This window comes from Amycolatopsis sp. lyj-90, assembly GCF_046549035.1.
GTDB lineage: Bacteria > Actinomycetota > Actinomycetes > Mycobacteriales > Pseudonocardiaceae > Amycolatopsis.
Map to the genome: position 1 here is coordinate 385,098 of NZ_JAJPWP010000008.1, position 12,413 is coordinate 397,510.

General features: G+C 68.9%; 15 protein-coding genes. 7 read left to right on the top strand and 8 right to left on the bottom strand.

Going from position 1 to position 12,413, the window contains the following annotated elements; translation table 11 throughout:
- Positions 1 to 29: 29 nt before the first annotated feature.
- Positions 30 to 575 (bottom strand): hypothetical protein, encoded by a 546-nt coding sequence (locus ACLJPX_RS30625; protein ID WP_101605768.1) that lies wholly within the window; start codon positions 573 to 575, stop codon positions 30 to 32.
- 51 nt (positions 576 to 626) lie between these two features.
- On the opposite strand from ACLJPX_RS30625, the gene ACLJPX_RS30630 reads away from it, so the two are divergent.
- The gene (locus ACLJPX_RS30630) at positions 627 to 1,187 is read left to right on the top strand and encodes a TetR/AcrR family transcriptional regulator (protein WP_410603968.1); all 561 of its coding nucleotides are present in this window, start codon (positions 627 to 629) and stop codon (positions 1,185 to 1,187) included.
- 76 nt (positions 1,188 to 1,263) lie between these two features.
- Complete coding sequence (locus ACLJPX_RS30635; protein ID WP_410603969.1) at positions 1,264 to 2,466, top strand: cytochrome P450; 1,203 nt, start codon at positions 1,264 to 1,266, stop codon at positions 2,464 to 2,466.
- Here ACLJPX_RS30635 and ACLJPX_RS30640 read toward each other — a convergent pair.
- The gene (locus ACLJPX_RS30640; protein WP_410603970.1) at positions 2,447 to 3,361 is read right to left on the bottom strand and encodes a phosphotransferase family protein; all 915 of its coding nucleotides are present in this window, start codon (positions 3,359 to 3,361) and stop codon (positions 2,447 to 2,449) included. The two genes, ACLJPX_RS30635 and ACLJPX_RS30640, sit on opposite strands and share 20 nt — an antisense overlap.
- Positions 3,362 to 3,402: 41 nt before the next feature.
- Positions 3,403 to 3,969 carry a TetR/AcrR family transcriptional regulator gene (locus ACLJPX_RS30645; RefSeq protein ID WP_101605772.1) on the bottom strand — a complete coding sequence of 189 codons (567 nt, stop codon included), beginning with the start codon at positions 3,967 to 3,969 and terminating at the stop codon, positions 3,403 to 3,405.
- Positions 3,970 to 4,082: 113 nt separating this feature from the next.
- Here ACLJPX_RS30645 and ACLJPX_RS30650 point away from each other — a divergent pair, with 113 nt between their 5' ends.
- Genes ACLJPX_RS30650 through ACLJPX_RS30665 form a run of 4 tightly spaced genes read left to right on the top strand, consistent with a single transcriptional unit; the run spans position 4,083 to position 7,543 of the window.
- The gene (locus ACLJPX_RS30650; protein ID WP_410603971.1) at positions 4,083 to 5,273 is read left to right on the top strand and encodes a cytochrome P450; all 1,191 of its coding nucleotides are present in this window, start codon (positions 4,083 to 4,085) and stop codon (positions 5,271 to 5,273) included.
- Positions 5,274 to 5,275: 2 nt separating this feature from the next.
- Positions 5,276 to 5,491, top strand: coding sequence for a ferredoxin (locus ACLJPX_RS30655; protein ID WP_410603972.1), 216 nt, complete (start codon positions 5,276 to 5,278; stop codon positions 5,489 to 5,491).
- A gap of 53 nt (positions 5,492 to 5,544) precedes the next feature.
- Positions 5,545 to 6,765: a GNAT family N-acetyltransferase gene (locus ACLJPX_RS30660; RefSeq protein WP_410603973.1), complete on the top strand. Its 1,221-nt coding sequence runs from the start codon at positions 5,545 to 5,547 to the stop codon at positions 6,763 to 6,765.
- 58 nt (positions 6,766 to 6,823) lie between these two features.
- Positions 6,824 to 7,543, top strand: coding sequence for a nuclear transport factor 2 family protein (locus ACLJPX_RS30665; protein WP_410603974.1), 720 nt, complete (start codon positions 6,824 to 6,826; stop codon positions 7,541 to 7,543).
- Here ACLJPX_RS30665 and mtnA read toward each other — a convergent pair.
- On the bottom strand, positions 7,515 to 8,480 hold the full coding sequence (mtnA, locus tag ACLJPX_RS30670; protein ID WP_410603975.1) for an S-methyl-5-thioribose-1-phosphate isomerase: 966 nt from the start codon (positions 8,478 to 8,480) through the stop codon (positions 7,515 to 7,517). The two genes, ACLJPX_RS30665 and mtnA, sit on opposite strands and share 29 nt — an antisense overlap.
- 48 nt (positions 8,481 to 8,528) lie before the next feature.
- On the opposite strand from mtnA, the gene ACLJPX_RS30675 reads away from it, so the two are divergent.
- Entirely contained in the window at positions 8,529 to 8,936 is a 408-nt protein-coding gene (locus tag ACLJPX_RS30675; RefSeq protein WP_410603976.1) for a RidA family protein, read from the top strand.
- A 522-nt stretch (positions 8,937 to 9,458) separates the two neighbouring features.
- On the opposite strand, the gene ACLJPX_RS30680 is transcribed toward ACLJPX_RS30675, so the two are convergent.
- The 4 genes from ACLJPX_RS30680 to ACLJPX_RS30695 all read right to left on the bottom strand — a co-directional run bounded on the left by ACLJPX_RS30680 (position 9,459) and on the right by ACLJPX_RS30695 (position 12,368).
- A complete protein-coding gene (locus ACLJPX_RS30680) occupies positions 9,459 to 9,917 on the bottom strand; it encodes a YfbM family protein (RefSeq protein ID WP_410603977.1) in 459 nt (152 codons plus the stop codon).
- A 9-nt stretch (positions 9,918 to 9,926) separates the two neighbouring features.
- Positions 9,927 to 10,721 (bottom strand): PIG-L family deacetylase, encoded by a 795-nt coding sequence (locus tag ACLJPX_RS30685; RefSeq protein WP_410603978.1) that lies wholly within the window; start codon positions 10,719 to 10,721, stop codon positions 9,927 to 9,929.
- Positions 10,722 to 10,794: 73 nt separating this feature from the next.
- Entirely contained in the window at positions 10,795 to 11,487 is a 693-nt protein-coding gene (locus ACLJPX_RS30690) for a dienelactone hydrolase family protein (protein WP_410603979.1), read from the bottom strand.
- Entirely contained in the window at positions 11,484 to 12,368 is an 885-nt protein-coding gene (locus ACLJPX_RS30695; protein ID WP_410603980.1) for an arginase family protein, read from the bottom strand. Before ACLJPX_RS30695 ends, ACLJPX_RS30690 begins: the two co-directional genes overlap by 4 nt.
- Positions 12,369 to 12,413 lie beyond the last annotated feature (45 nt).

The window sequence follows — 12,413 nt, forward strand, 5'->3', positions numbered from 1 at the left end:
GCGATTCGGGTTCTAACCCGAATCGCCACTCACGACGTGCGTTGCGCCAGAGCGTCGCGTTCGGCGTACTTCTTCAACGTCAGCAACTGTTTCCGCATCATGATCAGGTCGCCCCAGCCGAGCAGGAACTCCTTGAGGCGGCCGCGGAACCCCTGAGAAGTCACGACGATGCGGCACAGCATCCGGCAGGATCGCTCGTCGATCGGCTCGACCGAGTAGGTGGCGGCCACCGGGCCGAACAGGTTCTCGGACTTGGCGAAGGTGCGCCCGGTGAGGCTGTGCCCCCGCTCCACCTCGGTCAGCTCGAACACGATCAGCGTGTCGCCGGGAGCGAGTTCGTCGGCGCCGGGAGTGAGGGTGCGCGGACTGCGCTTGCCCAGGTTGTCGAGCAGGTCGTAGCTGTAGGGCGCGACCGAGATCTGACAGAGCCAGCGGTAGGCGAGCGCGGCGGGCGCGTGCACGGTGACGGCGCGGTCGAAGAGCGCGACGGGGCCGTCGAGCAGGGTGTCCGCCGGCTGCGCGCGCCGGCGTTCGTCCGGGGTCGCGCCCCAGTTCGCGGGTGATCCGAAAGGCATGGCCGCCTCCGTACGGTGCCGTATGGTTTTCCGTACGGTAGCGTATGCAAGGTGGCCGCCAAACGGAAGCTCGCCCGTGAAGATTGGGCCGACGCGGCGCTCGAAGCGCTGTGCGAAGGCGGGGTCGCCGCGATCGCCGTCGAGCCCATCGCCGCGAAGCTCGGGACGACGAAAGGCAGTTTCTACTGGCATTTCGCGAACCGGGACGCCCTGGTCGAAGCCGCCGTGCGCCGCTGGGTCGAGCAGGACACCGAGGCGCTGATCGCCCTCCTGGACGGGATCTCGGATCCGGTGCGACGGCTGCGCGAACTCTTCGAGCTCGTCTTCGGGGCGAAGGACGAAGAACGGGCCGAGCTGGCCCTGCTCGCCCACGCCGGCGACCCGGTGATCGGCCCGCTGCTCGCCGAGGTCACCGCGCGCCGCGTCGATTTCATCGTCCGGTGCTTCCGGGAGATGGACTGCCCCGAAGCCGAGGCCCGGCATCGCGGCCTGTTGGCCTACACGGCCTTCATCGGGTTGATCCAGGCGCAGCGGGCGAGCGGTGGGACGCTGCTGTCCTCGGCCGAGCGGCCGGACTACCTGGAGTTCCTGCGCGGGATTATCACGCGGTGAGAAGGATCTTCGGCTCTTCGGGCGGGTGATCGGCCGGAGTCTTCCGGCGGTGCTCCCCGCCACTCATCATCGGCCCATGACAGCCACGTATCCCGCGGCCAAGAACCACGCCGCGACCCCGATGGGCGAGATTTACGCGGAGTATCCCCCGATGTCCCGGGTCGTCTTCCCCAGCGGTTGCGAAGGCTGGCTGGTGACCCGGTACGAAGACGTCCGCCTGATCTTCTCGGACACCCGGTTCTCCCGGAATCTGCTCGCGCCCGGCGCGCCGTGTCTCATCGAGCCGGGTGATTTCTCCACCGGTGACCACAGCATCCTGAACATGGACCCGCCGGATCACACACGGCTGCGGAAGCTCTCGGCACCGGCCTTCACCGTCCGCCGGATCGCCGGGCTGCGGCCACGGATCCAGGAGATCGCCGACGGCCTCCTGCACGCGATGCGCCGGCACGGTCCTCCGGTGGATCTCGTGGAGATGTTCGCCTTCCCCCTGCCCACCGCGGTCATGTGCGAGATCCTCGGCGTCCCGTTCGAAGGCAAGGAACGGTTCCGCCAGTGGTCGCGGGTGATCGTCACGCCTATGGCGTACACGCCGGCGGAAGTGGCGCAGGCGCGGCGTGACGGTGCGGACGACATGGCGGCACTCGTCGCCGTCAAGCGGGCGAATCCGGGCGAGGACCTGCTGAGCGTCCTCGTGCACACCCGCGACGAGGACGGTGACCGGTTCACCGAGGCCGAGTTGATCGACCTCGCCACCCAGCTCCTGCTGGCCGGGCACGAGACCACGGTCAGCCTGATCGCGACCGGGATCGTGCTGCTGTCGGGGAATCCGGAGCAGCTCGCCGCGCTGCGCTCGGATCCCGGCCTGACAGCGGGGGCCATCGAGGAGATCATGCGGTTCGACGGACCGGCCGACGCGTCGCTGCTCCGGGTCGCGCTGGAGGACGTCGACCTGAGTGGCGGCCTGGTCCGGCGCGGTGAGGCCGTGCTGGCGCACACCGGCGCGGCGAACCGTGACGAGTCCGCCTTTCCCGGCGCTTCGCGGTTCGACATCCGGCGCCGGAACGCGCCGCAACTCGGCTTCGGGCACGGACTTCACTTCTGCCTCGGCGCGGCACTCGCCCGGCTCGAAGGGGAGATCGCGTTCCGGACACTGCTCGACGGCCTCCCCGGACTGGATCTCGCCGTGCCGCTCTCGGAAATCGCGTGGCGGCCGCCGCTTTCGCTCCGCGGTCCGGAGGCCGTGCCGGTGACCTGGGCTACCACCAAGCGCGGCTGAGGCTCTCCAGCGTCGGTTCTTCCGGCGCCGGGAGAACCTTGAAGTACCACGTGAAATTGCTGTAGACGTGCAAAAGCGCGTACGCGAGGCAGCGGCGCGAGAACTCTTCGTCGGGTTCCGCGCCGTACCCGGCGAGCAAGCGCCGCAGGAAGTCCTTGTCACCGCCGGAAACGAACAGGCCGACGGCGACGAAGTCGTACTCGGCCGCGCCGCGCATCGCCGGTTCGAAATCGAAGAGCCCGGTCAGTCGCGGGCGTTCGCCGTCGTGGGTGACCATGACGTGGTCGCGCATGAACTCGGTGTGCAGCGGGACGACAGGAGGCGAGCCAAGGTCGACGGAATCGAGGAACGCCGGGATCTGCGCGATCCAGGCCTCGTCGAGGCCGGTCCGGCGGTGATGTTCGACGGCGTTCGCGCGCTGCTCGGCCACGAACGCGGCCCAATCCGGCGGATCCAGCGTGTCCAGCCGCGGGTCGCGCAGGGAATGCAGCGTGGACAGCGCCTCGCCGAGTTCGGGGGCGAGCCGGTGTTTGTCCTCTGTGGACAGTTTCGGCCAGGCGTCCTTGAGCGTTTCGCCGCGCAGACGTTCCATGAGCACGTAACCCCAGCCGTCCCGCTCGCCGACGTCGTGCACGGCGGGCGTCGGGATCGGCAGCTTCCCGTGCAGGACTTCGAGCATCGTCCGCTCGGTGGGGAGTTCGTCGAGGTGTACCGACGGGAACAGTTTGAGGACCAGGTCTTCGCCGACGGCGTAGACCGGCAGCGAGCCCTCGGTGAACGGGACGGCTTCGCCCAGGCCGAGCGATCCGGTCAGCGAGGTCACGGCCGGAAGAAGATCCTGCCTGGTCAAACTGTCGAACTCGGCTTCGGTGCCGGCGGGCGGGAACGGGATCACGCGACCGACCGTAGAACAGCGGACCGCGGATGGCGACGTGATTACCCGCTGCGCTCCAGCAGCGTCCGGGCCGCGCCGAGGACGAGGCGGCAGACGTCGTCGGGATCCGCGCTGGCCAGGGGTTCCTTGCCGGTGATCTCGCGGACCAGGCCGATCCCGAGCAGCCAGGCCAGGATGAGGTCGGCCCGCAGATCCGCGTCGTCGGCGTCGGTCAGCGTGGCGAGCACCTTCGCGTACTCCTCGCCGAGCTGCCGCCGGACGGCGCCCGCCGCGCTGTCGTGCCCCGTCGAGCGCAGGTAGGCGTCGAGGGTGCGGTCGCGGCCGGTGTCGGACTCCAGCATGCTGCGCAACGCCGTCCCGAGCAGTTCGTCCGGCGGTGTGGTGGCGATCTGCTCGCGTCCGCCGCGCGCCAGGACCTCTTCGAAGAGCGCGTCCTTCGACCCGAAGTAGCGGAACAGCAGCGCTTGATTGGCTCCGGCGAGCTTCGCGATGTCGCGCACGGTCGTCCGGTCGAAACCGCGCTCGGCGAACAGCGCCGCCGCCGCGTCGAGCAGGGCCGCCTTCGTCGCGGCCGCGTCGCGCTTGCGGACCTGCGGTTCTTCCGTCATCGGGCACAGGCTAGCCGGACGTCGCACGGTAGGCGCATTGACGCTCACCGTGATCGTGGTTAGCGTTGTAAGCAGTTGCTTACAAACCGCCGAGCCGGGGGGTTTCCGGACAAATGACCACCACAGACGCCGAATTCATCGCCTACCCGTTCAACCAGGACACAGGACTCGAACTCGACGAGGCCTACGCCACCGCCCGCGACACCAAGGGCATGCTCCGCGTCCGCCTCCCGCACGGTGAGCCGACGTGGCTCGCCACCCGGTACGCGGACGCGCGGTTCGTCCTGGGCGATCGACGGTTCTCCCGCGCGATGGCCACGGACAAGGACGAGCCGCGGATGGCGCCGGGCAGGCGGCCCGGCGGCATCCTGGCCATGGACCCGCCCGACCACACCCGGTTGCGCACGCTGGTCGCGAAGGCGTTCACCATGCGCCGCGTCGAACTGCTGCGGCCGCGCGTCGCGGACCTCTCGGCGGGCCTGATCGAGGACATGAAGGCCAAGGGACAGCCCGCTGACCTGGTCGAGGACTACGCGCTGCCGATCCCGGTCGCGGTGATCTGCGAACTGCTCGGCGTCCCCGTCGAGGACCGGCCGAAGTTCCGCGTGTGGAGCGACGCCGCGCTGTCGACCAGCCCGTTGACCACCGAAGAGATGATGGCCAACCAGGAGGAACTGCGGGCGTACATGCACGTGCTCGTCGAAGAGCACCGCGCCCGGCCCCAGGACGACCTGATGACCGCGCTGATCGAAGCGCGCGACGTCCGCGACAGGCTGAGCGAGCTGGAACTGGTCGACATGTGCATCGGCATCCTGATCGCCGGGCACGAGACCACCGCCAGCCAGATCCCCAACTTCGTCTACGCGCTGCTCGAGCAGCCGGAGCAGCTCGCCCGCCTGCGCGCGGACCTGGACCTGATCCCGGCCGCGGTCGAGGAACTGCTGCGGTTCGTCCCTCTGGGTGCCGGAGCCGGGTTCGCCCGCTACGCCACCGAAGACGTCCAAGTGGGTGACGTGCTGGTGAAGGAAGGCGAGCCGGTGATGGTCGCGATCGGTGCCGCCAACCGGGACGCGCTCCAGTTCAGCTCGGCGGAAACCCTCGAATTCGGCAGGGAAGCCAATCCTCACCTCGGTTTCGGGCACGGCGTGCACCACTGTCTGGGTGCTCCGCTGGCCAGGCTGGAACTGCAGGAGGCGTTGAAGGCATTACTGCGGGATTTCCCCGGACTGCGCCTCGACGGCGATATCGTGTGGAAGACGCAGATGCTGGTGCGGGGGCCCCGCTCCATGCCGATCGGATGGTGAGCATGAGCTGGAAAGTCGAGGTCGATGGCGGTACGTGCATCGGCTCGGGGATGTGCGCCGCCCTGGTGCCGGAGGTCTTCGAACTCGAAGGCGCCACGGCGAAGGCGGTCACGGGAGAAGTGAACCCGGACGAGATGGTGCTGGACGCGGCGGACTCGTGCCCCGCGATGGCCATCGAAGTGCTGGAAAAAGGCGAGGTGATCGGGCCGCGGCCCTGATGTTCGCTCGTTAATGCGTGGCGGTCGTCGGTGAACAGGCGTAGGACGACTGGGTGAGTGATGACGATTTGACCATCCGAACCCTGACCACCGACGATCTGCCCGCGTTCTCGGAACTGCTCGCGGGCGCTTTTCTCACCGATCTCACTGAAGGATTGAAACACCGCGAAGAGCTGGTGTTCGAGCCGGAGCGTACGCACGGTGTGTTCGACGGTGACGACATCATCGGAGCGGGTGAACTGCTCACTCGCAAGATCACCGTTCCCGGTGCCCGCCAGACGCCGCTGGCCGCGGTGACGTCGGTCGGTGTCGCCCCGGGGCACCGCAGGCGGGGCGTGCTCACCCGGATCATGCGGGCGCAGTTGCACGGTCTGCACGAGGACGGCGCCGAACCGATCGCAGCGCTGTGGGCGTCCGAGGCGGTCATCTACTCACGGTTCGGTTACGGCCTCGCGGCGCAGTTCTACCGCGCGAAGGTACGCGCGAAGTCCGTGTTCCGGCCCGGCGTCGAACTCGAAGCCGAGCGGGTGCGCGAAATCGGGCGCGAGCAAGCGATCCCGCTGATCAGGGCGATTTACGAAAAGGAAGCGCCGCAGCGGGTCGGCGCGCTCGACAGGCCCGATTCGACCTGGGAGTTCCTTCTCGACGACCCCGAATACCGGCGCCACGGCGCGACCGCGCTGAAGTTCGCCGTCCTGCCGGACGGCTACGTGATCTACCGGGTGAAGAACGACTGGAACGAAGAAGGCCCGCAAGGCACGTTGACCGTGCAGGAACTGGTCGCGACCACGCCGGAGGCTTACGCGACGCTGTACCGCTTCCTGCTCGACTACGACCTGGTCGTCACGGTGGAGGCCTTCGCCGCCCTCGACGAACCGCTCATCCACCTGCTCGCCGACCCCCGCAAAATGACCCGATCCGCCGGTGACTCGCTGTGGTTCCGGCTCGTCGACGTCGACCGCGCCCTGGTCACCCGCCGCTACGGCGCTCCGGTGGACCTGGTGTTCGGTGTGCACGACGCGTTCTGCCCGTGGAACACCGGGAACTGGCGGCTCACCGCCGATGCCGAAGGGAACGCCGAGGTCACCCGGGTGGCGGACTCGCCGGATCTCGAACTGGACGTGATCGACCTCGGCGCGATCTTCCTCGGAGGGACGCGGCCGAGCACGCTGGCCGCGGCGGGGCGGATCAAGGAGCGGACCGCCGGGGCGGTTTCGCGGGCCACCGCGGCGTTCGCCACCGACCGCGAGCCGTCCTGTGTCGAATCCTTCTAGCGCGGCATTACCTGGCGGGTAATCGACTCGGTACGGCCTCGCTTGCCAGAGTGACCGAGTGCGAAAAATCCTGGAGCAGCTGGGCGATCGGGTCGAAGGCACGGTTTCGCCGGGTGCCTGCGCCTTCATCGCCAAACAGACGGAATTCGGGGCGATGCGGTCGGACACGCTGGAAGAGCGGGAAGCCCGTGTCCGGCTGTACGGCACGATCTTCGCCGCCGACGGCACCTTGGCGGAATCGGGAAGTGCTCCGCCGGTACGCGGCAGGACGAACATCGAGGGCAACCTGCGCACCCTGCTGGGCGCCTTCCCGACCTTCCGGTTCACGCCGGTGAAGATCGTGGTCAGCGGCGAGACCGTGTTCTACGAAGCGGCCAACGAAGCGGTGATCCGCGGCGAGTTGGTGCGCTACCCGGCCGTGTACCGCGTGGTGCTCAAGGACGGCGAAGTCACCCAGGGACGTCGCTACCACGATCGGACGGAATGGTTCCGCCCCATCGAAAAGGACGCCCTCCGCTACCTCGGCAGGCTCTCGGAGGCGATGACCGACGTCCGGCTGAAGCCCGATCAGGCGGCGGCCGGTCCGCACACGAGGTTCCAGGAGTACCGCGGAACCGTGCGGGCGAAGGGGCGGACGATCGACTTCGGGATGATCGTGCGCACCGGGCAGGGCACGATCCGCCGCTACTTCGACACGCTGCCGCTGAACTACGACGACGCGGAGACGGCCGCCTTGTTCACCGAGCTGCTCACGGGCGCAGCACGCCCTGCTCGGTAACCACCGCGGTGACCAGCTCGAACGGCGTCACGTCGAAGGCCGGGTTGAACACCTCCGCGCCTTCGGGGGCGACCTTCGTGCCGCCGAAGCTCAGGACCTCGCCGGGATCGCGTTCCTCGATCACGATCCCGGCGCCGTCCGGCATCGCGGTGTCCACAGTGGACGAAGGGGCGACGACCACGAACGGGATGCCGTGGTGTTTCGCCGCGATCGCCAGCCCGTAGGTGCCGATCTTGTTGGCGACGTCGCCGTTGGCGGCGATCCGGTCGGCGCCGACGAGGACGCAGTCGACCAGGCCGCGGCTCATCGCGGCGGCGGCCGCGCCGTCGGGCTGGATCCGGTACGGGACACCGGCTTCGGCCAGTTCCCAGGCGGTCAGGCGGGCACCCTGCAACAGCGGCCGGGTCTCGTCGACCAGCACGGAATCGACCAGGCCGCGAGCGTGCAGGTGCCAGACGACGCCGAGCGCGCTGCCCCAGGCGACCGTCGCGAGGTGGCCGGCGTTGCAGTGGCTGAGCAGCCGCAACGGCCGTCGCCCGCAGTGTTCGAGCACCACCGCGGCCGCCAGCCGGGAGGCCTCGTGATTGATCCGCTCGTCCTCGTCGAGGATCGCCAGCGCTTCGGCGAGGACGGCCTCCGCCCCTTCCGGGAGCTTCGCGAGTGCGCGGGAGACGCCCCAGCTCAGGTTGACCGCGGTCGGGCGGGCCTGGGCGACGCGCTCCGCCGCTGCCTCGACGTCACCGCCCGCGCGGGTCGCGAGCACCACGCCGAGCGCCCCCGCCGCGCCGAGCGCCGGTGCCCCGCGGACCGCGAGCCGCTGGACGGCGTCGACGAGTTCGCCGACCGTGCGCAGTTCGAGCACGCGGTACTCGCCGGGAAGCGCGGTCTGATCGATGATGGTGACCGCGTCGCCGGTCCAGTCGATCGTCCTGCGCATGGCTCTCCCGTGAAATCCGGTTGTCCGGCCGCGGCCGTCTCGGTGAGGATGCGGCCCGTGACCATTCAACGCCACCATCCGCCCGGTCTGCACCCCACGCCCACCTACCACCACGTGACCATCGTCGAAGGGCGGCGGGACGTCCACCTCGCCGGCCAGTGCCCGCTCGCCGAAGACGGCAAGGTCGTCGAGGGTGACGTGCTCGCGCAGGTCGACCAGGTGGTCGCCAACACCGCCGCCGCGCTCGCCTTCGCCGAGGCGACCCCGGCCGACGTCGTGCGCACGGTGATCTACGTGGTGACGCCGGACGCCGACGTGCTTTCGGCCGTGTGGGACCGGTTCGTCGAGTCGGAAATCGGGGAGGCCTTCACGACCGCGAGCACCCTGCTCGGCGTCGCGCAGCTCGGGTACCCAGGTCAGCTCGTCGAACTCGACGTCACCGCCGCCACGGCCTGAGCGTTTCGTCACGTGGGTCGTGAGTGGCGATTCGGGTTCTAGCCAAGGGTGCCTACTGGATTCTGCGTGCGAGTGTTCGCAAGTTCGTGCTGCCCAGGGGTCGTGTCGCGAAAGCCACTTTCGCGACACCCGGGCTGGCTGGCGCGGCCCTCGCAACGGCCCGCCACGCCACTGCCGCTCTGGCTCGCCCCTGCGGTACATGAAGGCCCCCTTCCTTGCGCCTAGGTACAGGAAGGGGGCCTTCATGTACTCGGGGAAGGTGTGAAGGTGGAGTTTCTTCGGCTGAGCCGAGGTAAGGGGTCCTTTGCGCGCCGCCGCCCGTGACTGCTGGGCTGGCGCCGCCGCCCGAGGCTGCGGAGGCGATCACGTGGTCCGTGAAGGCCTCCTTCACTACCTTCAGGGTAGGCAAGGAGGCCTTCACGGACCTGCGACCAACTCCAGCCACAAACAGCAGGTCTTCGGCTCTAACCCGAATCGCCACGCACGACCCCCCGGCTCATCGGGACCTGGGAAGCGGCGTCGTCAGGTGACGATCGTGACGACCGGATCCCCGGCCTTCGCGGCTCCGGCGAAGAAGGTCACGAGCTCGTCGTAGTAGCCGCGCACGTAGTCCAGCGCGTCGGGTTCGTCCCAGATCGACGGGTAGATGCCGTTGGCCTCGAGAGCCGAGAGTTCGACACCCCGCGAAAGCTGCTCGAACCCGGTCCGCGACAGCTCCGCGCCGACCTTCCCCACTTCTTCGGCCGTGAAGTACCGCGCCGGCCCGTCGCCGCCCTCTTCCCCCAGCAGCGTTCCGCCCAGTACGAAGTCGACCTCGATCCCGGCTCGCTCGGCCAGGAACCACAACGCGTGCCACGCCTTGTCGATGTCCACGGCCCGCTCGGTGTCCCTGGTCTTCTCCGCGTAGTCCCAGTACCGATCGGGCTCCTCGATCAGCTCGCGCAGTTCACCGGACGTGACGCGAAAGTACGCACCGCACATGCCCATCGTTCAGAGACCCGCCATCAGATCGGTCTCGGTGATACCCGGCCCCTGGCCCGCGCGGATGAACCACTCGATGCCGAACGCCTGCGCGAAACCCTCGTCGGGCATCGCGAGGAAGAACGAGTCCTCGCTGATCTGACTGGCGTGCGCGCGCATCGCGGCCCGCTTCTGGGGCAGGTACTCGTGGACGTCGACCCTCGCGGTCAGCACCGCTTCCGGCTTGCCGAACTCCGAACCGTCCTCGAAATCGGGCAGGTCTTCGGCCTTCATCTGCCCGGTTCGCACCGCCTCTTCCATCCCGCGGCGCATCTCGTCACTGTTGCTCGTCGCCTCGTAGACCCGCGGCGTGCCCGCCAGCTCGGCCGCGCGCATGCCGACGCGGTGCACCTGGATGTGGTCCGGATGCCCGTAGCCGCCGTTGTCGTCGTACACGGTCAGGACGTCGGCCTGCTCCTCACGCAGGATCTCGGCCAGCCGCTGAGCGGCCTCCTCGACGTCGGCCTGCCAGAACGTGCCGGGCACGTCGTTGCGCGGCTCGCCCATCATGCCGGAGTCGGTGTACCCCAGGAACTCCACGCGCTTGGCCCCCAGCACCTCGGCCGAAGCGTGCGTCTCCTGCACGCGGCGCTGCCACAGCTCCTCTCCGTCGTCGAGGAACCCGTCCGGCACCTCGCCGACCTCCCCCCTGGTCGCGACGACGAGCACGACACGGTGGCCTTCCTCGAAGGCCTTGCGCATGACGCCGCCCGCGACGATGCACTCGTCGTCGGGGTGGGCGTGAAAACTCACCAATGTGGCCATGGTGGGGAAACTACCTGGGGGCACCGACATATTCCTCGTGAGTGGTGAGGACGGTTCTAACCGTCCTCACCACTCACGAGGCCGGGAAGGTGCGCCCCAGGAATTCCAGCGTCAGCGCCCAGGCCGCCGCGGCAGGCTCCGGCTGGTGGAACATCGGCGCGACATGGTTGTGGAACGCGTGCCCGGCGCCCTCGTGGATGTGGATCTCCGCACCGTCGTGAGAAGCGACCGCGTCGGCCAGGCGACGCACCCCTTCGACGGGAATGTAGGGATCCGCCCCGCCGAACTGGAACTGAACGGGGCAACTGATCTTGTCCAGCAAGGGAAGCTGGTCCGGCACCCGCGATCCGTAGTACGAAACGGCGACGTCCGGGTCTCCCTCGGCGGCGGCCGCGTAGGCCATCGAGCCGCCGAGGCAGAAGCCGAAGACGCCCGCGCGGCCGTCGGTTTCGGGCAGGGAGCGCAGCGTCGCCAGGGTCGCGAGGACGTCGGTGACCGCGCGTGCCGGGTCGAGTTTGCCGGCGACCTCCATCGACGCCGAGACGCCGGCTTCGTCGTGGGTGGCCGACCAGCCGGGGGCGATCCGCCAGAACAGTTCGGGTACGGCGACGACGTAACCGAGCGCGGCCAGGTCGGCGGCGACCGACTTGAGGTAGTCGTCGAGACCGAAGATCTCCTGGATCAGCACCAGGCCCGGGCCGGAGCCGGATTCGGGCAGCCAGAGCGGGGCGTCGAACGAGCCGTCGGCGACGGTCACCTCGGTCATCGGGTTCCTTCCAGTGCGCGCACGAGACAGTCCGCCACCAGGGCGGACTGCGTGCCGTCGGGGTCGAGGTCGGGATCGAAGATGGTCAGCTCCAGCCCGGCGGCACCGGGGATCGCGAGCAGACCGCGGAGGAGTTCGACGAGCCTGTCCGGGCTGAGCCCGCCGGGATCGGGACTGTCCACTGCGGACACGAACTCCGGGTCGAGGGTGTCGATGTCGATGTGGATCCAGAAACCGTCCAAGAGCGCGAAAATCTCGCGCGCGGCGGTCAGCGCTCCGTCGGTTCCCGACGTCATGATCTCTTGACTGGTCACGATGCGAAGCCCGGCTTCCCGCGCCTCGGCGGACTCTTCCGCGCGAACGCCGAGCACGAGGACGTCCTCGTCGCGGACGTAGGGCGAAAGGCCGTCCACATCGGCCAGTTCCGGAGCACCGCGGCCGGTCACGACGGCGAGCGCTTCACCGCCGACGTTGGCGACGAAGTCGGAGTTGCCGAGGTGCCGGAAGTCGTCGTGACCGTCGAAGTAGACGATCCCGAAGCGCCCTTCGCGACGCAGGGTCAGCATCGCGGCGAGCGCGATGGAGCAGTCACCGCCGAGGACGACCGGAAATCCGCCGTCCGCGCGGATCTTCGCGAGACGACCGGCGAGGGCCGCCGTGTAGTCCGTGATACCGGCCGCGTTCCGGACGCCGCCGTCCGGCGACCAGCCGGGCAGATACCGCGGCGGAGTGACGACGCCGCCGTCGGTCGCGCCCAATCGAGTGAGCAGGCCGTGATCACGCAGCGCGCCCGGCGCCTTGTAGCAGCCCGGGACCACTCCTTCGGCGGGTGGACGCAGTCCGAGATTCGACGGCGCGTCGAGCAGTACGAAATTCCCCATGCCCACACCGTAGTAGCGATCCCTGGTGCCGCGCCGTCCGTCCCT

What these genes read in the sequence shown, in the direction of transcription:
- ACLJPX_RS30625 (WP_101605768.1), bottom strand. Translation starts at nt 575, where the DNA reads ATGCCTTTCGGATCACCCGCGAACTGGGGCGCGACCCCGGACGAACGC.
- ACLJPX_RS30635 (WP_410603969.1), top strand. Translation starts at nt 1,264, where the DNA reads ATGACAGCCACGTATCCCGCGGCCAAGAACCACGCCGCGACCCCGATG.
- ACLJPX_RS30645 (WP_101605772.1), bottom strand. Translation starts at nt 3,969, where the DNA reads ATGACGGAAGAACCGCAGGTCCGCAAGCGCGACGCGGCCGCGACGAAG.
- ACLJPX_RS30650 (WP_410603971.1), top strand. Translation starts at nt 4,083, where the DNA reads ATGACCACCACAGACGCCGAATTCATCGCCTACCCGTTCAACCAGGAC.
- ACLJPX_RS30655 (WP_410603972.1), top strand. Translation starts at nt 5,276, where the DNA reads ATGAGCTGGAAAGTCGAGGTCGATGGCGGTACGTGCATCGGCTCGGGG.
- mtnA (WP_410603975.1), bottom strand. Translation starts at nt 8,480, where the DNA reads ATGCGCAGGACGATCGACTGGACCGGCGACGCGGTCACCATCATCGAT.
- ACLJPX_RS30675 (WP_410603976.1), top strand. Translation starts at nt 8,529, where the DNA reads ATGCGGCCCGTGACCATTCAACGCCACCATCCGCCCGGTCTGCACCCC.
- ACLJPX_RS30680 (WP_410603977.1), bottom strand. Translation starts at nt 9,917, where the DNA reads ATGTGCGGTGCGTACTTTCGCGTCACGTCCGGTGAACTGCGCGAGCTG.
- ACLJPX_RS30685 (WP_410603978.1), bottom strand. Translation starts at nt 10,721, where the DNA reads ATGGCCACATTGGTGAGTTTTCACGCCCACCCCGACGACGAGTGCATC.
- ACLJPX_RS30690 (WP_410603979.1), bottom strand. Translation starts at nt 11,487, where the DNA reads ATGACCGAGGTGACCGTCGCCGACGGCTCGTTCGACGCCCCGCTCTGG.
- ACLJPX_RS30695 (WP_410603980.1), bottom strand. Translation starts at nt 12,368, where the DNA reads ATGGGGAATTTCGTACTGCTCGACGCGCCGTCGAATCTCGGACTGCGT.